The 21639-nt window shown below is 67.7% G+C and carries 18 protein-coding genes; 2 read left to right on the top strand and 16 right to left on the bottom strand.

Translation table 11 applies throughout. From position 1 onward, the window contains the following. Window positions 1-332 precede the first annotated feature (332 nt). The 7 genes from HNR10_RS03665 to HNR10_RS31050 form a co-directional block, all read right to left on the bottom strand. Window positions 333-4574, bottom strand: a complete 4242-nt coding sequence (locus HNR10_RS03665) for a tetratricopeptide repeat protein (protein ID WP_179820842.1) — start codon at window positions 4572-4574, stop codon at window positions 333-335. 1 nt (window position 4575) lies between these two features. Next, window positions 4576-5490 carry an AAA family ATPase gene (locus HNR10_RS03660; protein WP_179820841.1) on the bottom strand — a complete coding sequence of 305 codons (915 nt, stop codon included), beginning with the start codon at window positions 5488-5490 and terminating at the stop codon, window positions 4576-4578. Between the two features lie 15 nt (window positions 5491-5505). Further along, complete coding sequence (locus HNR10_RS03655) at window positions 5506-7014, bottom strand: vWA-MoxR associated conflict system protein (protein ID WP_179820839.1); 1509 nt, start codon at window positions 7012-7014, stop codon at window positions 5506-5508. 121 nt (window positions 7015-7135) lie between these two features. Next, a complete protein-coding gene (locus HNR10_RS03650) occupies window positions 7136-7546 on the bottom strand; it encodes a hypothetical protein (protein ID WP_179820838.1) in 411 nt (136 codons plus the stop codon). A 360-nt stretch (window positions 7547-7906) separates the two neighbouring features. Further along, window positions 7907-8788 carry a hypothetical protein gene (locus tag HNR10_RS03645; protein WP_179820836.1) on the bottom strand — a complete coding sequence of 294 codons (882 nt, stop codon included), beginning with the start codon at window positions 8786-8788 and terminating at the stop codon, window positions 7907-7909. Further along, the gene (locus HNR10_RS03640) at window positions 8778-8966 is read right to left on the bottom strand and encodes a hypothetical protein (protein WP_179820835.1); all 189 of its coding nucleotides are present in this window, start codon (window positions 8964-8966) and stop codon (window positions 8778-8780) included. The genes HNR10_RS03645 and HNR10_RS03640 overlap by 11 nt, the downstream gene beginning before the upstream one ends. A 619-nt stretch (window positions 8967-9585) precedes the next feature. Further along, window positions 9586-10107: a hypothetical protein gene (locus HNR10_RS31050; protein ID WP_246406032.1), complete on the bottom strand. Its 522-nt coding sequence runs from the start codon at window positions 10105-10107 to the stop codon at window positions 9586-9588. 38 nt (window positions 10108-10145) lie between these two features. On the opposite strand from HNR10_RS31050, the gene HNR10_RS31045 reads away from it, so the two are divergent. Continuing rightward, a complete protein-coding gene (locus HNR10_RS31045) occupies window positions 10146-10571 on the top strand; it encodes a hypothetical protein (RefSeq protein ID WP_312889097.1) in 426 nt (141 codons plus the stop codon). Between the two features lie 49 nt (window positions 10572-10620). Beyond that, the gene (locus tag HNR10_RS31040) at window positions 10621-10770 is read left to right on the top strand and encodes a hypothetical protein (protein ID WP_246406031.1); all 150 of its coding nucleotides are present in this window, start codon (window positions 10621-10623) and stop codon (window positions 10768-10770) included. A 332-nt stretch (window positions 10771-11102) separates the two neighbouring features. On the opposite strand, the gene cmr1 is transcribed toward HNR10_RS31040, so the two are convergent. From cmr1 to cas6, 9 genes are all read right to left on the bottom strand, one after another. After that, complete coding sequence (gene cmr1, locus HNR10_RS03625; protein ID WP_179820832.1) at window positions 11103-12308, bottom strand: type III-B CRISPR module RAMP protein Cmr1; 1206 nt, start codon at window positions 12306-12308, stop codon at window positions 11103-11105. Between the two features lie 7 nt (window positions 12309-12315). After that, window positions 12316-13944 (bottom strand): acyltransferase family protein, encoded by a 1629-nt coding sequence (locus HNR10_RS03620; protein ID WP_179820830.1) that lies wholly within the window; start codon window positions 13942-13944, stop codon window positions 12316-12318. Further along, window positions 13941-14879, bottom strand: a complete 939-nt coding sequence (locus tag HNR10_RS03615; protein WP_179820829.1) for a hypothetical protein — start codon at window positions 14877-14879, stop codon at window positions 13941-13943. The genes HNR10_RS03620 and HNR10_RS03615 overlap by 4 nt, the downstream gene beginning before the upstream one ends. Window positions 14880-14947: 68 nt before the next feature. Further along, window positions 14948-16072, bottom strand: a complete 1125-nt coding sequence (locus HNR10_RS03610; protein ID WP_179820827.1) for a type III-B CRISPR module RAMP protein Cmr6 — start codon at window positions 16070-16072, stop codon at window positions 14948-14950. After that, window positions 16038-16484, bottom strand: coding sequence for a type III-B CRISPR module-associated protein Cmr5 (cmr5, locus tag HNR10_RS03605; RefSeq protein ID WP_179820826.1), 447 nt, complete (start codon window positions 16482-16484; stop codon window positions 16038-16040). Before cmr5 ends, HNR10_RS03610 begins: the two co-directional genes overlap by 35 nt. Then, window positions 16477-17403, bottom strand: coding sequence for a type III-B CRISPR module RAMP protein Cmr4 (gene cmr4, locus HNR10_RS03600; protein WP_312889096.1), 927 nt, complete (start codon window positions 17401-17403; stop codon window positions 16477-16479). Before cmr4 ends, cmr5 begins: the two co-directional genes overlap by 8 nt. After that, complete coding sequence (locus HNR10_RS03595; protein WP_179820823.1) at window positions 17394-18491, bottom strand: type III-B CRISPR module-associated Cmr3 family protein; 1098 nt, start codon at window positions 18489-18491, stop codon at window positions 17394-17396. Before HNR10_RS03595 ends, cmr4 begins: the two co-directional genes overlap by 10 nt. Then, entirely contained in the window at window positions 18488-20323 is a 1836-nt protein-coding gene (locus HNR10_RS03590; RefSeq protein WP_179820821.1) for a Cas10/Cmr2 second palm domain-containing protein, read from the bottom strand. Before HNR10_RS03590 ends, HNR10_RS03595 begins: the two co-directional genes overlap by 4 nt. After that, window positions 20320-21144 carry a CRISPR system precrRNA processing endoribonuclease RAMP protein Cas6 gene (gene cas6 / locus HNR10_RS31940; protein WP_179820819.1) on the bottom strand — a complete coding sequence of 275 codons (825 nt, stop codon included), beginning with the start codon at window positions 21142-21144 and terminating at the stop codon, window positions 20320-20322. Before cas6 ends, HNR10_RS03590 begins: the two co-directional genes overlap by 4 nt. Window positions 21145-21639 lie beyond the last annotated feature (495 nt).

The following is a 21639-nucleotide window of genomic DNA, read 5'->3' as shown; positions in this document are numbered from 1 at the left end:
TCGGTCAGCGTAGAAGCCTCCGTGGTTAGGGGGCGATTCCGGTGCAGGCCAGTCATGGAGTCGTCGGTATTCGTCTTTGCCTGCCCCAGTCGTTCTGCGTGGTCGTTGGTGCGTAGTGGAGCCATGGTCGTCCCGCCTCGGCGGCCGGCGCGGTGATGTGAACGTGGTGGTAGTCGGCATCCGGGCGCTGACTGGTACGGAGGCTTGGAGCATGAGCTGGCGGATGGCCGCGGTTCGGCTGTGGAGACCAGGAATCCCGTTCTTGCGCGTCCGGCTGGCGAGCGTGCTGGTGTCCATCGGCCGGCCGGTCCGGGGTGAGTGTGCGGGGTCGGTCAGGTGCTGGCCCGGGCCTCCTCCAACGCCTGCCGTGCCTGCTCGTGCAGGTGGGGTTCGTCGGCGTTCGCCAGCAGCTCGACCGCCTCCTCCAACACCGTGACCGCCTCCCCATACCGACCCGACCTGTGCAGCACCACGCCGAGCTCGAAGCAGGAGTGGCCCTGAGCGCGACGGTCACCCGCCCCACGGAAGTGGGCGATGGCCCGCTCCAGCCACGCGGTCGCCTCCTCGAGCCGGTCGGCTTTGCCCAGGGCCACACCCAGGTTTTTCCACACCGTCGCTTCGGTGTGAGCGTCGCCGACCTGTTGGTAGAGGTCGCGGGCGTGGGTGTGGGCGTCGATCGCCTCATCGAACCGACCCACCTGGCACAGGGCCGTGCCGAGGCTGTCCCACGCCATAGCTTCGCCTTGGGCGTCGCCGAGCTGATTGTAGGCCTCCCGTGCGCGAGTATGGGCGTCAACGGCCTCCTCCAACCGACCCACCTGCTCTAGGGCCAGACCAAGACCGATCAGCGCGACGGATTCGCCTTGGATGTTCCCGAGCTGGTTGCAGGCCTCCCGTGCGCGCATGAGGGCGTCGATCGCCTCATCGAACCGACCCACCTGCTGTAGTGCCAGGCCAAGAGCGTTCCACGCCATGGCTTCGTTTGGGGCGTCGCCGAGCTGGTTGTAGGCCTCACGGACCCGTTGGTGGGCGTCAACGGCCTCCTCCAACCGACCCACCTTGCGCAGAGCTCTGCCGAGGTTGTTCCACGCCATGGCTTCGTTTGGGGCGTCGCCGAGCTGGTTGTAGGCCTCTCGTTCGCGAGTATGGGCGTCAACGGCCTCCTCCAACCGACCCACCTCGGCCAAGACCCTGCCGAGGTTGTTCCACGCCATGGCTTCGTTTGGGGCGTCGCCGAGCTGGTTGTAGGCCTCTCGTTCGCGAGTATGGGCGTCAACGGCCTCCTCCAACCGACCCACCTCGGCCAAGACCCTGCCGAGGTTGTTCCACGCCATGGCTTCGTTTGGGGCGTCGCCGAGCTGGTTGTAGGCCTCCCGTGCGCGAGTATGGGCGTCAACGGCCTCCTCCAACCGACCCACCTCGGCCAAGACCCTGCCGAGGTAGTTCCACGCCATGGCTTCGTTTGGGGCGTCGCCGAGCTGGTTGTAGGCCTCCCGTGCGCGAGTATGGGCGTTAACGGCCTCCTCCAACCGACCCACCTGCTCTAGGGCCAGACCAAGACCGATCAGCGCGATGGCTTCGCCTTGGATGTTCCCGAGCTGGTTGCAGGCTTCCCGTGCGCGCATGAGGGCGTCGATCGCCTCATCGAACCGGCCCACCTGTTGTAGGGCCAGACCAAGACTGATCCACGCCATGGCTTCGTTTGGGGCGTCGCCGAGCTGGTGGTAGGCCTCTCGTTCGCGAGTATGGGCGTTAACGGCCTCCTCCAACCGACCCACCTTGCGCAGAGCTGTGCCGAGGTTGTCCCACGCCGTGGCTTCGCCGCGGGTGTCCCCTACCCGTTGGCAGTGCTCAAGTTCGCGTTGGTGGGCCTCGATCGTCTCGGCGAGGCGCTGAGAAGGTTCGGGTGCTCCGGACAGGGCCCGGGACAAACGACCATCCGAGACGTGATCCAGAGCTTCAGCGAGTCGGTCATCACCCGCTTCGGCCAAGGCTTTGGCTGCATCGAGTGCGTCCCGGTCAAAGGTGTCAGGAACCTTGATCAAGCACTCCTTCAGCAGCATCCGCGCCTGGGCGTGTGCGTCCTCCTTCTCCGGTTCGGGGCGAGTCGTGTAGGTCCGGGCATACTCCTCCCGCAGGGTGCCCAGGATCAGGACCGGAGCGCGGTCGGGGTCGGTGAGCAGGATGCGCAGAGCCGCGGCGACACGCTCTCCCTCTCGGCCGCTGGCACCGAGATAGCGCTGGGCCTCGTCAAGCCAGACCACGGTGCGAGGCGCGATACGGTCCAGCTCGACCAGGACGGCTTCTGCGTGGGTGGGGTCACCAGGCCGCCACAGCCGCCATCCTCGTCGCTGTGCAAGGGGTTGGATGGCTTCCCAACAGGAGCGGGTCTTGCCAGTGGCGGATCCGCCCACCAGCATCGCTATCCGACTGTCCCCCTGGGCAACGGCCTCCACGACTCGGTCCAGTTCGGTGTCGTGAAGGCGGTGGACATAGCCCGGCAGTTCTGCGACACCCCGCTGGGGGATGGTGTCGGCTGCGGGGGTGTGGTCCGGGGAGTCAGTGGCGGGGTGGATGCCAAGCTCGTGGGGGTCCCACGCGCCGATACGCCGCCCTGGGACGGTCGAAGCAACCGAACGCCCCTCTAGGACGGTCGAAGCAGCCGAGAGCGTGGTTGCGGTGATGTCGCGCAGGGCGATCAAAGGTGTGGAGGCCAGGCCAAGGGCAGCGGCGAGAGCGTGCACGGTCTTGCGGGAGGGGATGCGCCCGGTGTTGTTGAAGGCGTTGACAACCGTGGCGCGGCTGAGCTGGGCGCGCGCGGCCACCTGGTTGATGGACAGCCGCTTCTCTTCTCGCGCGGTCTCCAAACGGGCGCAGAACTCGGCGCGCGCGGCCACGGGGTTCGGCCGTTGGTGTTCCTCGTCTGCTCTCCCGCCGCTCCTTGCCACGACGTCAGCGACTGTCGTGGGTCGTCCGCCGCTGTGGGCATCTTCGACCTGTTGGCGGAGCTTAGATGGATGCTGCCGCTGTGCCGACGCCCCCGTGGTGGTGAAGGACGTGAGTCCATCGGGGACGCGTTTGTCCCCGCTCTCGTCTGCGATGAGGACGGCATGGGTTCCGTGCGCTGTGTCCCGCTCAACGAAGCGACTCAGAGCGATGCGGACCTGCCATGCGTCCTCAGCCGTCAGGGACTTATGGAGTTCTTCACGTACTCCTGGCCGGAAACGCAGTCGGACGTTCCCCGTCTCGGTTCCAGGGGCGTGTTCGAACAGTCCGCTGACGACGAGCTCGGCCAGGTCAGTGACACCGGAGGCCGGTTCCATGTTCTCCTGCAACGCTCGCAGCAGGGGCAGTGAGAAGTCCGTTTGCGGACTGCACAGGACGGCGAGTCGATGGGCGCAAGGAGAGGCGACATGGCGGAAGGCGCGGACGAGTTGTTGAGCGGTCGGCGATGTCTGCGCGAAACCGTCGGGCTCTGATCCGTCTGGTTCGAGACTGTCGTACTCATCGTCGTCCGGATCGGAGAGGCGGCCCTCCGGAGGGAGGAGAACTCCCTCGCAGCCGCCTGTGTCCATGGCCATCAGGGTCCCGGCCCATGCGCCAAGGGAAGCGGGCGAGAGGTCGACCACCGGGCACGGAAGCCAGTCATCGCTCTCACTACCGGACATGGCAGCGAGCATGCGCAAAGCAACGGGGATGGTGAAACCGAGGTCGGCGCTGCGAGCTCCTGGTTCTGTTGCGGTCAGGGGCACTACGGTCCCGTCGAGGCCGGTGTGCGGCCAGAGCCTGGGTGGCAGGGGGTTGAGCAGCACGGTGGCGGTGGACCGCCCCCAGGAGCGTAGTGCCCGCCAGATCTGCGGTGCGTACCATCCATCAGCGACGCAGTCTGAGAAGACCGCAACGAGCCGCCGGCTGTGAGGGTCTCGCAGTCGGTCGGGGTGGAGCGTGACACCAGACGGGTCGCAGAGAACTGGGGCGTCCGATCGGGCGTCGAGTTTCCACCACCGGACAGTACGGAACGCGCCGAGCTGTTGGAGCAGGGTGAGCAGTTCCCCGGCGACGTCCTGCCATACCTGCATCGACGGCGACTGGTCCACGACCAGGTCGAGATGGAACCAGCGTTCGGGCAGCACGGAGAGGACGGGGGTCAGATCCTGTGTGTGCACGTAGGCCTGGACCGTGGCCTCTGCGTCAAGGACGACCTCGCGACCTTGGGGGAACCTCCGCTTGAGTGGGCGCAACGCCCGAGCAACCGCCAGACCGTTGGGCAGTGCCGCGCTGCGGCCGGCATGGCCTGCGACCGCGGCTCTGCTTCCAGCGCCGCCAGAGGAATCGAAAACGTCGCGGCCCTGCGGCACAGAGCCGATGGGGGAGTCTTCGGCGACCTCCTCGGCGGAAAGCATTCCGTTGCCCGGGCCCGCGGATGGGTCGGCCCGTGGACCGGTCGGCGCCGGTTCGAGGTTGGTGTCCTCGCCGTCCGCCATGGAACCGCACAACCACAGCGTGTCTGCCAGCGCGACGGCGTCGGTATCGACACCGGCACGCTGCAGGGCGCGGATGAAGTCCTCAATCATCTCAGGCACTGGACAGGTCTCGGAGCACGAGCTTGACCAAACGGGCGCGCTCCTCGTCGTTCGACGCGGCCTCTCTGATCACCAGGTGCAGGGCGTTGAGTAGTTGGTCGGTGGCGAGGCTTTCGTTTCTCCCGATCCTGTGCTCGAACTCGGTGAGTAGATCGTTTGCCTGCTGCGTCAGTTGGTCACCGAGGTGGGCACGGACGATGTCTGCGAGGCTGTCTGCGTCCGGGGCGGGCATCTCGAAGCGGATACAGCGGCGCAGGAACGGTGGGGGGAAGCTGCGTTCACCGTTGTTGGTCATGACGATGAAGGGGAACTTGGTGCACTTCACGCGCCCTCTATGGACGGTTCCGGTCGTGTTCCCGTCCCACAGCCGTACTTGTACCTTCTCCTGGGCATGCCTGGTCAGTTCCGGGATTTCGAATTCGCCGGACTCGATGACGTTGAGCAGGTCGCTGGGCAAGTCGATGTCGCTCTTGTCGATCTCGTCGATGAGGAGCATCCGTGGACGGTCCTGCTCCATCAGGGCCGTCCCCAACGGGCCCAGCTGGAGGAATCGGCCGATGTCGTCTGGTTCGTCATGGCGCGTTGCGTCCAGTCGGCCCAGAGCGTCGTAGCGGTACAGGGCTTCGGTGAGAGTGCTCCGGGAGGTGACATGCCAGTGCAGTACATCTCCTAGGTCGAGTTCGTAGGCGACGGAGGTCGCCACGGTCGACTTACCCGTCCCCGGCGCACCGGTCAGCAGCAAGGGCCGGCGCAGGCACAGAGCCGCGTTGACGGCCTCGGCCAGCCCGTCCGGCGGGCGGAACGTCCGAGCGGACTGTTTTGTCGAAGCGAAGCGCCAGGGGGGAGGTACGGGGAGGTCGCCTTGGTAGCGCTCTCCGTTGCCCTGATAGTAGGGACGCCAGGTCATTGGTTGTCCTCCGCTTCAAGCGCCGCTGGGCGACGCGATTCCTGCCCTGTGCCTGCTCAGCGTTCGGCAGAACGTGAGCCAGTGACGGTCGTCCCATACCGCTCGCAGTCGCGCCAACGGCGGGACCTCTTCCTGGGCGCATGTCCACGCGGTGCGGTAGGCGCCGGTGAAACCACCGGGCAGAGTGACCCACTCGTGCTCTACGGCCTGCTCGACCTCGTCCCCTTCGGGCACCGTCTGCTCAGGCCAGAGCATGATGGGAAACTGTGCCAGGAGCGCCTCGAACAGGTCTTCTTGACCGATCGGTGTGCATCGCAGTCCCAAAGGACCTCGGTAGATACCCTTTCTGATGTTCTCCATGAACTCGGATTCCTCCAAGCTCACCCAATCCACAGCGCCGTACACCTGGTGGTGTTGTTCGATCCGTTCGAGCCGGTAGCGGGCATGGCGTACCAGGCTGCGCAGGTGTTTGGAAGGGCGCAATCGCCCGCCCCAATGGACCACAACCTCATGGTCTGCCCCGAGCCTGACTCCCACATCCGTCTCTTCTGCCCGCCAGCACAGCAAGGTGCGGGCAGGAACTGCGATGTGCACCCGTTCCAAGAGCGTGACATCCGGCAGATCATGAGCCCACTCCAGGACCTCATCGACCAAGATCGCGACCCCGTCGGTGCTTGCTTCACACCGCAGGGACGGGTATTCCGCCAGAGGCTCTTGGTCTTCGCCTTTGAACACCCACGCAGTGCCCTCGCATGGCCAGTCATGGTCGGGATCGCCTCGCAGGTGTACCAGCAGTCGGCAGCGTTCGGCTCGGTCCTGTGACGTGAGCTGGTGACGCAGGCTGTTGAGCTCGCCGACGTCGTAGCCGCTGTTTTGGCACCAAGCGCCGAATGCTTGGTCGCGGGTGTCGACGCCTGCTTCGAGGGCCAGTCTCAGGACAAAGTCCATCAGGGTGGTACGGCCGTGTGTGTCGTTGGCCGGGCGCCGTAGGACAGCCGTCTCGAGGTGTTCGGACAAACCCTCAGGAGCTGCCTGTGGGAGATCCTTCGTGCTGGCGAGCAGGGCCCGACGCAGAGCTGGTGCGGTGGCGGCCTGTGGCATGCACGTGGTGACGAACTCTCTGGCGTCCACTGCAAGGTCCAGGCCCTGTACAAGGCACAGCAGGTGGTCCCTTACCAGAGTCTCTGTTTCCAGGCACTCTGTGACACCGTTCAGCACTTCGATGAGTTGCCCGAGGTCTGATCGCGACCATTCCGACCGTTCGAGGAAAGAGGACAGCTGAGGGATGGCCTGGGCGGAATCACGCAGCGCGGCGGCCAGCGCATCCCTGCCGACCCGGCTCAGCTGCAGGTTCTTCTGGAGGGCTGGGCCAGATGAGTCTGCGGCCGAGCTCGATTCCGTTGCAATGTTGACCTGGACGTTACTGACGGCCTGGACGGTCGTCTCTTCCTTGCCGGTCACCGGGCCCTTGAAGGTGCCGTGGGAGAAGTCGACATGGTCGCCAAGGGGGGTGGGTTCGCTCATCAGGTACCGGTGTTGCCAGAGGTGGAGGAGCTGTGGTGGCGTTCCTCGTGCTGACCGACGGCCTCACCTTCGAAGACGCTGCCTGAGAAGCTGACACGGTCGCCGCTGTGAGAGGAACCGGTCACCGCGCCGGCCCACCGGGCCCGCCGTCCGGGCTGTGGTGGACGCTCTTGCCGGTCACCGGGCCTTTGAAGGTGCCGTGGGAGAAGTCGATGTGGTCGCCGCCGTAGGTGTTGCCGTTCTGGCCCGTATCGGGGGCGATCTCGTCCAGCACCGCCCGCAGCTGTTCGACGGCTTCGGGGTGGGTGACCAGGTAGCGGGTGAGCCGCCCCCGCCACTCCTGCTCCACCATCGGTCCCAACTCCTGGTGATCGACCACCTGGCCGCGGGCCTGTTCCAGCTCCTGGACGGTGGTGCCACCGCCGAACACGGCCGCCACCTTGTTGAGAGTGAAGGTCCAGGCGTCGGTGGTCATGGCCTGGACCAGGGTGGAGGCCGCCGTGGCGGCCAGGGTCGTGGTCACCGGATCCATCAACGTCTCCACATCTGCCCGGCCCCGACCACGACGGCACGGGGGTTTTGGAAGGGACACCAACGTTAATGGGTGCGACCCCACCCCGAGGGGTGAAAGCGAATCTGGCCTGATCCGGCCACGCACCGCGAACATCCCTCTCTTGCGGATGTCCAACTATCGATCGTTATCTACGACACCCACCCTAGGCGCCTCGCGAGTACGCGAAGAGCCCGTCGGCAGCTCGGCGACGGTCCTGGCGAGCATCGGTTCGGGCACGTCCGAATGGGGATGGTGCCCGACGCCACGGGCGGCAACCCGCACTGAACCGGGGTTTCAGCGCAGGCTCGCACCACGGACCGTCGCGGCGCCCGGGCTGCCCTATTGAGGAGGCAGCACCAACCCGTCGCACAGGTCGTACCCCTCAGGCGGGTTTTCTCCCTCGACCTTCGGGGTGCTCAGGTACAGGTCCGAGACCCACCGGCCGTCGTGGATGAGGTTCCACACCGTGGATTGACGCGGGTAGTCGGCGGGGAACGTCGTGTTGGCCTCGTCCACCACCTCGTAGCCGTCACGGATCTGGCAGACGACGTTCACGTGGACGCCGTCGAACAGGTCCTGCTGGTCGCTCTTGGCGTAGGTGACGGAGGGGCCGCAGCGGGCCACAATCCCCAGCCCCTCGGTGTAGACGACGGTGGCCGATCGAGGGTCGATCCCGGCCCTGGTGATGGGGGTCGGCTCGTCGCAGGTGGCCTCGTTCGGGTTGGGTTCGCTGGCGGGCTCTGCGGAATCCTCCTCCTGGCCCTCTTCTCCGGGCTGCTCGTCTGCCTGGTTTGTTGCGGGCTGCTCATCTCGCAGGTAGAGCGCGGCCACGACAGCCAGGACAACCAGAGCCACGACCACGACGAGTGCCAAGCCGGAGTTCCGGCCGTTGTGCGAATCCTTCGTATTGTGTGAGTTATTGGTGTTGTAGGAGTTCTCGGTGTTGTGTGAGTCCTTCGTGTTGTGTGACTTCTCGGTGTTGTGGGAGTCCTTCACTTCTCGGGATTCCCCGCCCGTTGCGCCCTCAAGGTCTGCGGCCGCCCCCGTGGGCCGCTGGAAATAGTTGCCCAGGATCCCGACCACGCCTAGAAGCACTCCGAGGATCCCGATGATCAGGCTCGATGACTCGGGCTCCTCCCGGTAGGGAAGGAGGGCCAGAGCAATGACAACGAGAACAACACCCATTGTTCCAATGGCGCGGTACGCGTGCTCATTCTGCATGATCACTCCGATTCATGCCTTTGGCAGACACCACCCAGATTGCCACACGAATCACCCGAACATCGCTACCAGGAACAACAGAAACACCTCCTACCTGCACATACACAAGAAATGAAATGAGAATTCCAAAAGTGCGCCAACGATAAGAATCTTCCCGGGCGGGAATCAAAGTTTGCATGGTCTGATTTGTGAAGATCACGGTCGCCAGGGCCCAGCGGACCGCGTCGGGCCCGCGCTGGGGTCTCTCTTCCGGCTCATGCGTCGAATACCTGCCGGTAGTACTTGCTGCCTTGGTTGGCCAGCGCCGTCAGGGCCGGGTCCAGAGAGGCGATGACGTCGTGGACGGTGGCGCAGGGGCAGGCCATCCCTCCTCTCCGGCGACCTGGCGGATCCGGCGATGGACGGTGGCTGCGTTTGGTGCCTGGCGTTGTAGGGCGAGCCCTTCGAACAGCGCGATCAGCTACCGGCGCTAGGCCCGCGGGCTCAAGGTGGTTCAGTCTTGGTGAGAGACGTCCCACGGTCCATCCCCGCGTCCGCGGGGCTCACGCGCGCTCGTCTTCGCAGTGATCGCGCTTGGCCGGTCCATCCCCGCGTTCCCCACGACGCCCACAACCTCGCCGTCGTCCAAAGGAACCGATCCGAGTTCCAACAGTGGCGCCTGTGATGGCGGTTCTGGCGGCGTCGGCTCAGGAGCGACGGGCCATGACAGGGTCCTGGCCCCTGACGCGACCCGTTTATCAGAGGTCAGAAACCCCGGATGCGAATCCGGGAATCCGGTCCCAGGTCGCACTCGGGGCTCACCGGGCGGTTGGCTCTTCGGCCCAGAGGTCGTCGGCGAACCACCGCAGCGCCGCACGCAAGCGGTCGGTCTGCAGCGGATCGCCCGCACGGATCTGTCCGGCTCTGCTCACGACCTTGCCGCCCCGGTAGTCCTTCATCTGCGCGCTGCCGGCCAACGGTGGCCGGTCTCCGCGCGGCCAGGCCACGAGATCGGCGTGCGCCCCCACCCGCTGCGCCGAAGGCGTCCCCCGGCCGCTTGCACCATCGACCGCGTCCTGTGCCGCATAGACCCACACGCCCTGGACACCGCCGTGTGCGCCTACCTCGCCGACCGCCACCGCGCCGCCACCGAGAACACCCCTGACGGCGACAGGGCCGTACAGCCCGCACACCAGGCGATCGCCGTGGACGGCAAAGCACTCAAAGGCTCGGCCCGCACAGACCAAGCCGGGCATCACCTTCTCTCGGCCCTGACCCACCACCTCCCCGTCACCCTGGCCCAGACCGAGGTCGGCGCCAAAACGAACGAGACCCGCCACTTCCTCCCCTCCTTCAGGGCCTGGACCTGGCCGGGCACGTGGTCACCTGCGATGCCCTGCACACCGTCCAAGGCCACCTCAAGAGGCTCGTCGAGGACAAGAAGGCCCATCACGTGGCGGTGGTCAAGACCAACCAGCCCACCCTGCACGCCCAGGTCTCTGCCCTGCCCTGGGACGAGTTGCCCCTAGCCCACACCCGTTCGGAGAACGGCCACGGGCGGGGCGAGTCCCGATCGATCAAGGTCCTGGGCATCGCCGACAGCCTCGACGAGATCGCCTTTCCCCACGCCAGGCTCGCCTTGCGGATCCACCGCCGCCGGCGGCAGACCGGCAAGAAGCAGACCCGCGAGACGAGCTTCGCCGTCACCAGCCTGGACGCCCACCAGGCCACCCCCGCCCAGCTCGCGGCCCTGGTCCGCGGCCATTGGGCGACGAGAACTCCAGCCACCACATCCGGGACGTGACGTTCGGCGAGGACGCTTCCACGGTTCATACCAGTGGTGCCCCCAAGCGATGGCCGCGCTGCGCAACCTGGCGATCGGGGTGTTGAAGGTGACGGGAGCGGTCAACATCGCCAAGACCACCCGCGCGATCCAGGACCTACCCGAACGAGCACTGCCGTTCTTCGGAATCGGCCACGAACCCGACCTCCCGGGAACTTGAACGAGCCCCGGCCCTCGGCTACGTGAATGCGACGTTCTCCAAAACCTGGACTGCGCCGCAAACCATGATCATCTCTACGGAGTTTCCATGCCCTTCGGGCTTTGACATGCTCCGGAACCCCTACTTATTTACAGGCTCTCTGACCTGCGCCGCAATACCACCTCTGCACGCAACCGCCTCTCCAAGCCCTCAAAGGTGCGTGCGCTGCATCACACTTGCCTTGAGCAAGACTCCTACCTGCAATAATGCCTTGCACGCAAACCGGCCTTTTGGACTCCGCGCACCAACTCCTGTACACACCCGCGATCAAACCCGATCGGCGCTGGTCAAGGTCAGGTGGGCAAACGCGTCAGCTTCAGCCACGCACCCGCCTTGTTCTGTACGTCGGTGTCGTCCACCGTCACGGGCCTGCTTCCGTCAGGCTTGACGGCTCGGCCTTCCGCCCGTATCCGTGCCCCACTGCCTTTGGGTAGGAACGGGTTGAGAAACGCGAAGGAGAACAATCGGGTCTCCTCCCCTTCTCCTCCGACGAACCGTAGCCACAGCGGCGAGGCCCGACGTGCGTGTTCCTCACCCTGGAAGACGTTCACGACGGCGTCGCTCTGGTAGTTCACCGGCAGACCGAGCGCCCCCAGTGGGAAGTGCGTGCTCCGGCCGTGGACGACCGTGTGGTGCTCGGGGGTCTTGATCTTCGGCTCGTAGTTCTTCGTGGTGTGCGGGTGGGCCCTGCTGGCGCGGAATCGCCGGTACAGCTCACCGCTCTCGGACGCCACCTCCTGCCACGTGGCACCGTGGGGCCAGCCCAGGGCCGCAGTGGTGTAGCCCGGCCCCAGCGCCGGATAGACAGGTGCCCGGTCATGGGCGTCGTCCGCCGGGGCGGGCATGACCTTCCACAACAGGTCGGCGCAGTCCTTGACCGGCCCGGCCAGGGACAGGTGGTCCAACTCCCGGTAGTGGTCCAGGGTCGGGGTGTTGGGACTGTGCTCTCGCCACGGGCCGGGCAGGTCTCCGTCCTCGTGGACAAGTCGGACCCCGCCGAAGCCCTTGCGGGTGCGTGCCCCGAATCCCCCGTAGGTGCAGGCCAGCCACAGGGAGGCCAGGAACAGCGCGTCCACGTCTTCCTGTCCGCTGAAGCCCAGCCGCAGGTCGAAGGAGTGCCCCGGCCGCGTGTAGGGACGTGAGAGCAACATCCTCCCGGTCGAGCTGTCGTACCGGGTGAGGCCCTGGCCGAGCAGGTAGCCCACCCATTTGCCTTGGTCACCGCTGATGAGCGCACTGGGGCCGGGTTTGACCAGCATGTTCCCGATGGGCTGCCCGGCCAGGCGCATCCGTACCGGGCTGGCTCGCCTGGTACTGCCGAAGACCGCCTGTTCTGCCCGGGCCAGAGCCGTGACGTCGTTGCCCGCTCGGGTGGCGGCCAGGGCCCGGAACCAGTGGTGCATCGCCCCGCGTATGGAGGAGGCGTGCAGTCCGGTGGTGGCGTCGTCGCCGTTGAACAGCGGCGTCGTCACGGTCAGGCGGAAGGTCGTCCATGCCACGGGGTGCCTACCTTTCGTTGCGCCAGCGCCGGTGGGCCAGGGGTGCGGTGATGGGTTGGTCGTCCCACAGGATCTGGGAGAAGACCCCTGCTGCCAGGCACCATGCTGTGGCGGCCAGCAGGATCGCCAGGGGGTTGGGCGGTGGCTGGTCCTTCTCGGTCCCGTCTGTCTGAGCGTTCGCGGGGTCCTCGGCCGCGGCGACCGGTTCTTGGTCCGCGGAAGCGTCCGGGCCGTACCAGACTGCGGTGAGCTTGCTGCCTTCCTCGGAGAAGACCGGCGCGATGACGGCCATGCCCAATAAAGCCACCAGGAAGGCGTGTGCCAGTCCGGTGAGGGTCACCGAGGCGGCGCGGCCGAGCACGCGCCCGGCGTCTCTCCTGCGCTCCCCCTTTGCGGCCTGGAACTGTCCGGAGTTGTGGTTGCGCGCCTCCACTACCAGGTAGCCGAAGGATGCCCCCACCAACGTCAGGAACAGCGCGAGGAGCTGCCAGCTGATGGTCACCGATGCCCACCAGTCCGGATGCAGTGCCACGAGCACGATCAGACCCACCGCCGCCGCGGCGGGCAGGCGGAGCATGAGCGGCATGGCCCAGAACCGGCCGTGGACGACGGTGCCCACCCCGATCAGTACGTACGAGACGACCACCGCCACCAGCGCGGGCAGGAACCCCCACCCGTCCACCGACAGCGCTACAGCGGTGAGGACCAGTGCCGTCAGTGCGGCCAGGCCGGTGAGACCGAACAGCACCAGCGGACGGCGGTCACGGGGCCGTCGTTTCCACCCCGTGACCGCGGCCCAGGCATGTCCGGTGGCGAACCGGGGCAGTAGGTGCTGCTCCACCGTCTCTTCCAGCACCGCCCGGTCTGCCGGGGGCACCCTCTGCGGTCCGGATGTCGCCTCGGTCGGCTCCGCCAAGACCAGCGGCTCACCGGAGAAGGAGGACTCGAACGCTAGTAGGCGGAGTTCGTCCTCGATCATGAACGGTGAGGCCTGGTCGAAAAGGGGAACGGACTGGTACTGGTTCAGCTGGGCACGCCAGATCTCTCTGGCTTCCTTCGCGCGGCGCACCAGCTCCACCCAGGTCTGGTGACCGAACACGTGTGCCAGTTCGCCTTCGTGGAGGTCTCCTTCCCACACCGGGCTGTCGCGCTGGCGGAAGGGTTCGGACAGGGCCAGGAACCGGGTCCGGGCGGCGAGCGGCAGCAGATGGCGGTGCCCGCGGCTACCGGGTGTGTCCGCACTCACGTACTCCCACAGCAGGTCGGCGTAGACCGCGAACACCTGCCAGTAGCGAGCGCTGTCCTGTTCGCTTCCGCGCCCGTCCAGCGCTGTCGGGAGCAGGCCGAGTAGGTCCTGCGGGTGGTACAGCAGCGCCCGTACGGTGGGGGCGCTGCGGTCCAGGTACTCCAGGACCTCCTGCCGGGTCGGGTCGCGGTCCTGTTGGTGCAGCTGGTCGCGGGCGATCCTGGCCAGTGAGTCCTTCAGCTCCGCCGCGGACCAGACGTGCTCGTCGTTGGCGGGACCGATCGCGTCGCGACCGGTGTCTTTGAGCGCCCCCAAGCCCCCACTGAGCTGGTCCGTGAGCGTCAGGGCCAGTCCGCTGGGAATCTCCGGTCGCCTCTGCTCCGCTGTCATGTCTCAGGTTTCAGTGTGAGGAGTTCGCGTAGTGCGTGGCCGAAGGGGGTGAGCTTCAGGGCGAGGCCGTCCTCACCCGTGTCGTAGGCGAAGCCCAGCAGCGGAGCCTTGCCGGCCGGTTTGGGCGGCAGGGTGCCGTCCTCCGCGGCCCCGGAGATCTCCTCACGCAGCAGTTCCGGTGAGAGGAAGCGCAGGGGTAGTTCGATGGAGATCAGGTCGCGGCTGAGCTCGTGCAGGGCGAAGGCGCGCACCCGGCTCCTGCCGCGCAGGCTCCGCAGCGCCTCGCCCAGGCTGAGAAGGAAGGGCAGGGCCGCCTTGAACCCGCCGGACAGGTGGAAGAAGGCCACGTCTGCGTCCTCCTTCAACATCCGGTCCACGCCGCGGCCGAGCGAGCCCAGGCCGCGCATGGCCTTGACGAACCCCTTGGGGTAACCCGTGTCCAGGCCGGGCAGCCGCACGATGACGACCTTGCCGCGCTCTTGACGCACCCGGTCCGTGGGCTCGGCCAGATAGCGGACCCGGTCCAGGTCGCCCCCGGCCAGGGCCACCGCGTTGAACAGGGCGGCTCTGAGCCCCTTGTCGGTGTCGCTGCTGATGAGTATGGCGGTGTCGTGTTCCGGTAGTTCCGGGCCGTGGTTGGGAGGGTTCTTGGCCGCCAGAGTGCTCAGTTCGGCGCTGGCCCTGGCTGGCCACATTCGGGGGTCGACGCGGTCGAGCAGGTCTTCCAGGTCCTTGCGGTCCTGGCCGGAGTCGGGCGTGGTGACCGCGCGAAGCCACTCCGAGGTGTGTCTGGCGTCCTCGGTTCGATCGATCGTCTCCCGGTCGGGGTCGTGGAACTCGGCGCGGGCTCTGGCCACACGTGTGCGCAGCGCGCTGTCCTCGATGGTCCTGCGCAACTCCGTCTGTTTGACCTGGAGGTTGTCGAACAGGCTCACACCGACTGTGATCAGGTGAACGGTTCCGCGCTGCGCGCTTTGGGGGCGTGGCCCTGTGGGTCGGATGCTCACCAGGCCTCCTCTTCGATGACGTCGCAGGTGAAGTAGCCGTGGCTGGCGCTGGTGCGGCCCCCGCCGCCGACCTCGTCTCCGGCCTTGCCCAGCCAGTCGGCGACGGTGCGCAGGTCGTCGTGGTCATCGCCCAACAGGTCCACGTGCAGGCATCCGCTGACCGACAGGAAGGGCACCGGGACCGGGCTGTGGTGTTCGGCTGGGGGTCTGGGCCCGCCCTTGCCTTCTGTGCCGTTCCGATCGACCTGCTCACTCGGCCCGGTCCTGCCCTGTCCGCTGTTGTGCTCGCTCTCAGCGCTTGGGAAGGTGTCGGTGTAGTAGGGCTGCTGGTGCGGGGTGAGGGTGTCGCTGTGCACGCTCACACCTCGTGCCTCCGGCAGGGCGTCCAGGAACACCGCCCCTCCGCGCCCTTGCGGCGGGCTCGTGGCGGGGGAGTCTTCCGGGCGGGGGTCGCCCAGTATGCGGCGGACCTGTTCCTGGTCGGCCTCCGTCAGGCGCGCGCCCGCCGCCGCCAGGCCCTTGAGGGTGGAGGCGGGGATCACCGGCCATCCGTAGGTGCCGTGCAGGGCCAGGCCGCTGTCCAGAACCCCGTACTGCAGTCCCAGGCCGGTGACCAGCCGCCATTCGGTGGCCAGCCGCAGTCGCAGCACGTGGGTCCGTGGTCGCCCGAGGGCGCCGGAGGTGGTCGTGCGCGGTGCGGTCATCCGTTCCAACAGGGCCCGGCGACGCTTGAGCACGGCGTCCAGGTAGGGGTTGCGCTGCTGGCCGGCGCCGCACTCGGTGGCCCAGGTGTGCAACGGGGTGTGCGGCTGCCAGCCCTCCAGTTTGCCCTGTTCCTGGGTCTCCTTCTGCTCCCGCATTTTCTCGAAGGCCAGTCGGTGCAGGACGACGAGGGCGTTGGCGTGCGGCTCCACGTGGTGCCGTCCGAACTTGAGCGTGGTGTGCCCGGGTGCGGGTCCCTTCGTGCTCTTGGCGGCGTCACGGTCCCCCTTCTTGGGGTGGGGCTTCTGGTGGACCCAGACCCGGGAGCCCAGGGGGCCGTGGGCCGCGCCCCGGGAGGTGTCCCCGGGGGTGGGCCGGGGGTTCTCAGGTTTCCTGCCGCCCTTGCTGTTCTCGGGCATCGTCCTCACCCGCCTTCGGTCCCTCGTAGTAGGCGTCGGCCAGACGACTCAGCCACACGGCCAGGGCGTCGACCTCCGCGCACACCCGGGCGTAGCGGCGGGTGTCGGCCTCGCTCAGCGCCCGCATGAAACCCCGCTGACTGATGTCGGGGTCCAAAGGGCCCAGGAGGTGGCGCTCGGCCACGTGTTCGGCGATCTTGGCCGCCAGGCGGTGGTAGGCGTAGCCGAGGCTGTCCTTGGGGTCGTTCTTGCTCTTGGAGAGGATGAACGCGTAGGTGGCGGCCAGTCCGCCGCCGCGCAACCGCGAGGGCAGTTGCCGCATGCGGGTGCGCAGTTCCCGGCTGACCTGTTCGGGGAGGATGTCGTGGGCGATCCTGGCCAGGCGCTGGTCGACCCTGGTGGTCTCACTCATCGGGGGCCTCCACCAGCCGGGCCCAGACCAGTCCCTTGCCGAGGGTCTCGTCTCCGCCGATCTGAAGTACGGCGCCGTGCAGGAGTTCCCTGAGTCGTTCCCGGTGCCGGGCGTGGTTGCCGCGGTCCTCGCGCAGTGCCAGTGCCGAGACCAGCAGTGTCTCCGCGGGCAGGTACTCGCTGGTGAAGGGGCCCTGCTTGACGGTCTTGGTCCTGGGGTCGAGCTGAATACGTACCGAGTGCTCGGTGCACTCGCGGACCAGGTGCGACATCACGTCCGCGCCCACCACGAGCAGGTCGTCGTGGAACTTGGCGGCCGGGACCGCCATGTGCGGCTCAGCGCCGATCCCCTCCTTGGAGATCAACTCGGCCCAGGCCGCCACCCGGTTGGCCTCGCCCTTGCGGGGGTGGTCCACCTTCACCAGGCAGGGGCCCAGTACCTGGCCCTGATCGTGCCATTCGGCGGTAGCGCACACGCCTTCGGTCTCCTTGACCTGGGGGACGACGGGCAGGTCGCGTCCGGTGTGCGCGTAGGCGTGCTTGCGTGCCAGCCGGTTCAGGGCCAGCGCGGAGGTGGCCCAGGCGAAGGTGCTGCGCAGGGTCGGCACCGGCAGGGCCAAGAGCTGGGCGTCCCCCACCGACAGCAGACCGGCGGTGGTGTTCACCCCGGGGTCACCGTCTCCTCCGGCCATCTTGCCGAACACCTCGTCCAGGAGGGCTCCCTCCTTGTCGGTGTCTCCCCATCCGGCGTCGCGGGCGAACTGGCGCAGTGCGCCCTTGAGGCTTTGGCCCCACACCACCGGGTAGCCGGTGGCGGCCTCCCGTTGGATGGGCAGGTCCACCGATCCCTCGGTTTCGGATCCCCCGGCGTGCAAGGGGGATTCCACGTACAGGTAGAGCAGGTAGTTCTTCAAGACCACACTCCGGTCAGGACGACTCCGAAGCCGGCCGTGTCCAGCCGTTTGCGGGCGGCCGGTCCCAGCGCGGTGCGGTGGGACTGCTTGACCCAGTGCTCGGCGTCGTCGGGGTTGAGGAATTTGAGGTAGTAGACCGATCCCGGCGGGACGGCCCACATGAGCGTCCGGGTTCGGAGGAAGTGCTGGTGGTCCTGGACCGGGGAGGCCGTGGCCACTGGCAGGGGATCGCCCACACACGCCGCGACCAGGTCCGCGTTCGGGGGCAGCGGCGGCAGCCATCCGCGTTCCCACACGGCGGGGGTGGCCACGTACACCAGCACCTTCCCCTCGGGGTAGGCCAGGGGGGCGTCAGGCCAGTGCAGTCCCCGGGCGGGGGCCACGTCCGCTAGGCGGCTGAGGCCGCCGAAGCGGACCGGTCCCGCGGGAGATTCCACCGCCCGGTGCTGTTTCGGGGTGGGGGTCACCTCGGCGCAGAACGCCCAGTCCTCGGCCAGACGCAGGTGGGTGCTGGTGTACAGCAGCCCTGTCTTGGCCGTGCGCGTGTTTGGATCCAGGCCCAGCCCCACCCGGGTCTCCGGGGAGAGCGGGTCCTCGGGCTGTTCCAGGTCGCTGACCGACAGCAGCCCCTCGTCGTCCTCCAGTTCACCGTGCAGGTAGGAGCGCAGGACGTGACCGGGCACCAGGCCGGCGAGCGGTTCGGTGTCCTCGGCCCCCTCCGGGGCCGACAGCGAGCGCAGGTCTGGGATCCCGTGCGGGCGGGCGAGGGCCGCCAGGTCGCTGGAGACACCGGGGTCCGCTTCGGGCAACCGGAGCCGCCACACATCCTCCCGTCCGCTCTCGCGCACCAGGTCCAGGGGGACCGGCAAGTGGGGAGTCCAGTGCCCGTCCACTTCCTGGGCCAGGACCGGGCCGCGCACGCTCTCCGGTTCCCCGCCCAGGGCGGGGACCAGTGCTCCGGCTACGGTGGAGGGCCAGGGGCGTACGGTGTGCGCAACGCCTCCCGCCCCCGCGTCGAAGGAACGGCCGTCGCGCACCTGCACGGTGTCGCGGGGTACCAGGGCCAGCCACCGCCGGTGCGCTTCGTGGGTCACGACGCCTCCTGACGCAGGAACAGCGCCACCCGCACGGCGCCCTCGTCCACCAAGCGCCCGGGAGGCGCCATCCGCTCCAACGCCTTGGCGGCCCTGTCCGCGAACTCCGATCTCAACTCGTTTTCCTTCTTCGCGCCCAGGGGATGCTCCCCCGGAGAAGTGCGCACGTGCGCGTGTCGCGACACCAGGCGCCGCAGCTCCCTGCGTGCTCCTTCCAGGGGCAAGACATGTCGGAACAGCTCCCGTTCCCGTGCGTCCCCGCCGTCCAGGTGCACCCGCTCAGTCCTCAGGTCCTCCAGGAGCCCCGGAGCCAGCCGCACACGTGCCTGGGGCCCCTCGGGGGTGAACACCTTCAGATCCGTTGCCGGCCCGGTGTCACCGGCCCAGTCCAGGACGCACTCGGCGTGCGCTCCGCTGTGGCGGAGCATCCCCACTCCCAGGGCGTGCTTGTCCGGGCGCCGCTTGGCCGCTGCCAACAACTCGTGGGCTCGGTGCAGCGCGTGGCGAAGCGAGGAGTCGTGGTGGAAGAACAGCAGCCCGGTGCTGGCGGTGGGCAGGTTCGGGGGCGGGGGGATGGTGTCGTGGCACACTTGGGCCGCCTCCAAGGCGTAGGCGGCCGGGACCAGTGCCAGCAGGTCGTCACCGCCCGCGTACACCACGGTCCCACCGACGCTTTTCAGGGCCGCGCGCTGCTTGCGAGCCACCTCCGACAGCAGCCGCGAGATGCGCTGGTGCTCCTTCTCGGACACCCTCAGGCGAGAGCTCCCGGACCGTGGCCGACCGGACAGGAACCGGCCCATGGAGTCCAGGTCCTGCACCAGAACCGCCAGGTGAGGTGAGGGCGGGCCCACACCGTGCCCGCCCATCGCCTCGGCCAGGGCGCGAGCGGCCTGCCACCCGTCTCGTACGATCCGGACGAACCCCGGATCGGCCGCGTCCCGGGAGAACTCCCGGGCCAGCACTTCCACGTGCCATGAGCCGGGGAACACCCAGCGGGCCCCCCGGCCGCGCAGCCACCGCGCGTGCTCGTCGCCGGGCACCTTCGCCAACCATTCCAGGGGCCGCTCCCGCACCGGGTCCTCGCCCAGCGCGTCGGCGCACAAGTGCAGGTACTCGACGAGGTCGGGGAGTGCCGAGTCCTTCTGCCACGTCTTCAGTACGGCGTTCCGATAGGGGGAGGAGGCGATGGCGTTGGTGGACGCGAAACCCGACGCCCGGCCGGTCTCGGTCGTATGCCACAGGCGCTTGACCCAGTTCGGCTGGGCCAGGAGTTCCTTCCTCTGGTGCTTCGGCGCGGAGTCGGGGACCTCGCACGAGCGCCAGCGCGGGGACAGCGAGCACAGTTCGCGCTGCTCGTCCCAGGGCTGGGAGAAGTCCCGCACATTCTTTCGCTCGGTCAGCGAGCGCTGGGCCAGGGACCAGGCTTGAGCGTAGGTCCCGGTCCCGCCCGGCACGCTCACCCACTGCACCACCGGCCACCCTGGAAACTGGTATTGGGATGCGCCGAACACTTCCTCCACCCACTCCTCCCAGGTCTCGGCCAGGTATGTCTGGATGTTGGCCGCGGCCTGCGAGCCCTGTTCCGGGGGCAGGAGGGCTACGACGCGGTTGGGCATCCCGTCGTCGTCACCGCTGACGTCCTCACGGGTGGAAGTCGGAAAGACAATCCGTGCTCCGGGCACGGTGGACAGGTGTCGGACCGCCTCGGCGGCCAGGTGGGCGACGATCTGGCTGGCCGAGCGCAGGTCGACCGTGGTGCGGGACTCGGTGATGTAGCGCTGCACGCCGGAGAGGGCGATGACGACCAGGTCACGCGGTTCGGGTTCGCTCATGCGTCTTCGTTCTGTGGGAGGTGGTGGGGGTGACCTGCGCGGGTACGGGCGGTGCCGGTGGGGTTCGTGTTCCCTTCTCGGACAGCGCGGTGCGCGTGTTCCGTTCGCGGTCCGGGCAGGCGCACGCGCACGTGGCCCAGCCCGTGGGTGGTCTGCGCACCGACCCCGGAGAACTCCGCGAAGGTCCACAGGGCGGCGAAGGCCCGCTGAGCAGCGCGTGAAGTACCCGGTGGCAGGGCGAAGACCGCGTGGCCGACGAACCCGGTGCGCTGGTGTGGACCCGATCCGGCGGGGAGGGTGCGGATGTCGTGGCGGGCCAGGTGGACCGTTTCCAACATCTCGGTCACCGCTGCAGGTGGGAGCGGCTGCGGGCTGTAAGCGGCCCAGCGTCGGGCGAGCCCCGTGAGGAGGAGTTCGGGCTCGGGCAGCGGCATCTGGCGTTTGCCTCGTTTGACGTAGGCGGGGGTGGTGAACTCCACCCTGGCCTTGGGAGCTGGCGGGCAGGCGGCCAACCGGGTGTAGGGCTGGGTGTGCCGGTCGACCGGGTTCAGGCGAATGGTGCGCGGGCCAAGGCGCACGGGGGTGGCCAAGCGCCGGGCCAGGTCGGGTTCGGTGGGCTCGTCCAACCAGGCCACCACCAGATGCGTACCGGGCGTGGCGGTGCTGGTGATGGGGGCGAGGGCGGTGCTGAAGGGTTTGGTCTGGGCGGTGTGGTCGCTGGCGGGGGTCTCCAGCAGGTGGCAGGCCAGAGCGTGCAGATGGGACGGGGAGACCGAGGGATGTGGTGGGGGTGTGGGGGTGAGTGTCCACCATGTGGGCACACGGCCTCCTCGGGGGGTGCTCTCGCAGGGGTGAGGAAAGCAGGTATCCGGGTGTGGGGTGCGGGAGGCCGTCACCGGGTGGAGCCACGGTAACAACACAGAGCCCGGCGTGTCAGGGGAAAACGGGATGTGGTCGTTTCCGGCGCGGGTCTGGCGGCGGGGATGCCGTTGGGTGAGGATGGCAGAGGGTCTGGGCCTACCACTTGGACTGGGTGGAGGTGCATTCTTGTACACCGAACTTGGTTCGGGTGCGGGAAGGCCGGTTTGCGTGCAGAGCGTTTGTGCTGTTCAGAGGCCTGTAAGTGCGGTTTGTTATCTGAGGCACATGGGTTGTGTCGCTGTGGAGGGCGGTCGCGTGCAGAGGGGGTGCATCAGCGCAGTTCAGAGGCCATGAAATTGGGCAAGGGTTCCGAAGGACGTCAAAGCCCGAAGGGCATGGAAACACTTCACGGTTGGCCACGAACTCTTTGCCATCCTCGCGTTCCGAAGGACGTC

This window comes from Nocardiopsis aegyptia (genome assembly GCF_013410755.1).
Taxonomy (GTDB): Bacteria; Actinomycetota; Actinomycetes; order Streptosporangiales; family Streptosporangiaceae; genus Nocardiopsis; species Nocardiopsis aegyptia.
Note: the sequence above shows the minus strand (reverse complement) of the source record. Positions and strands in the feature narration are given on the sequence as shown.

Coding starts and splice junctions, on each gene's coding strand:
- HNR10_RS03665 (WP_179820842.1), bottom strand. CDS start 4,574: ATGATTGAGGACTTCATCCGCGCCCTGCAGCGTGCCGGTGTCGATACC.
- HNR10_RS03660 (WP_179820841.1), bottom strand. CDS start 5,490: ATGACCTGGCGTCCCTACTATCAGGGCAACGGAGAGCGCTACCAAGGC.
- HNR10_RS03655 (WP_179820839.1), bottom strand. CDS start 7,014: ATGAGCGAACCCACCCCCCTTGGCGACCATGTCGACTTCTCCCACGGC.
- HNR10_RS03650 (WP_179820838.1), bottom strand. CDS start 7,546: ATGGATCCGGTGACCACGACCCTGGCCGCCACGGCGGCCTCCACCCTG.
- HNR10_RS03645 (WP_179820836.1), bottom strand. CDS start 8,788: ATGCAGAATGAGCACGCGTACCGCGCCATTGGAACAATGGGTGTTGTT.
- HNR10_RS03640 (WP_179820835.1), bottom strand. CDS start 8,966: ATGCAAACTTTGATTCCCGCCCGGGAAGATTCTTATCGTTGGCGCACT.
- HNR10_RS31040 (WP_246406031.1), top strand. CDS start 10,621: ATGGCCGCGCTGCGCAACCTGGCGATCGGGGTGTTGAAGGTGACGGGA.
- HNR10_RS03620 (WP_179820830.1), bottom strand. CDS start 13,944: ATGACAGCGGAGCAGAGGCGACCGGAGATTCCCAGCGGACTGGCCCTG.
- HNR10_RS03610 (WP_179820827.1), bottom strand. CDS start 16,072: ATGCCCGAGAACAGCAAGGGCGGCAGGAAACCTGAGAACCCCCGGCCC.
- cmr5 (WP_179820826.1), bottom strand. CDS start 16,484: ATGAGTGAGACCACCAGGGTCGACCAGCGCCTGGCCAGGATCGCCCAC.
- HNR10_RS03590 (WP_179820821.1), bottom strand. CDS start 20,323: ATGAGCGAACCCGAACCGCGTGACCTGGTCGTCATCGCCCTCTCCGGC.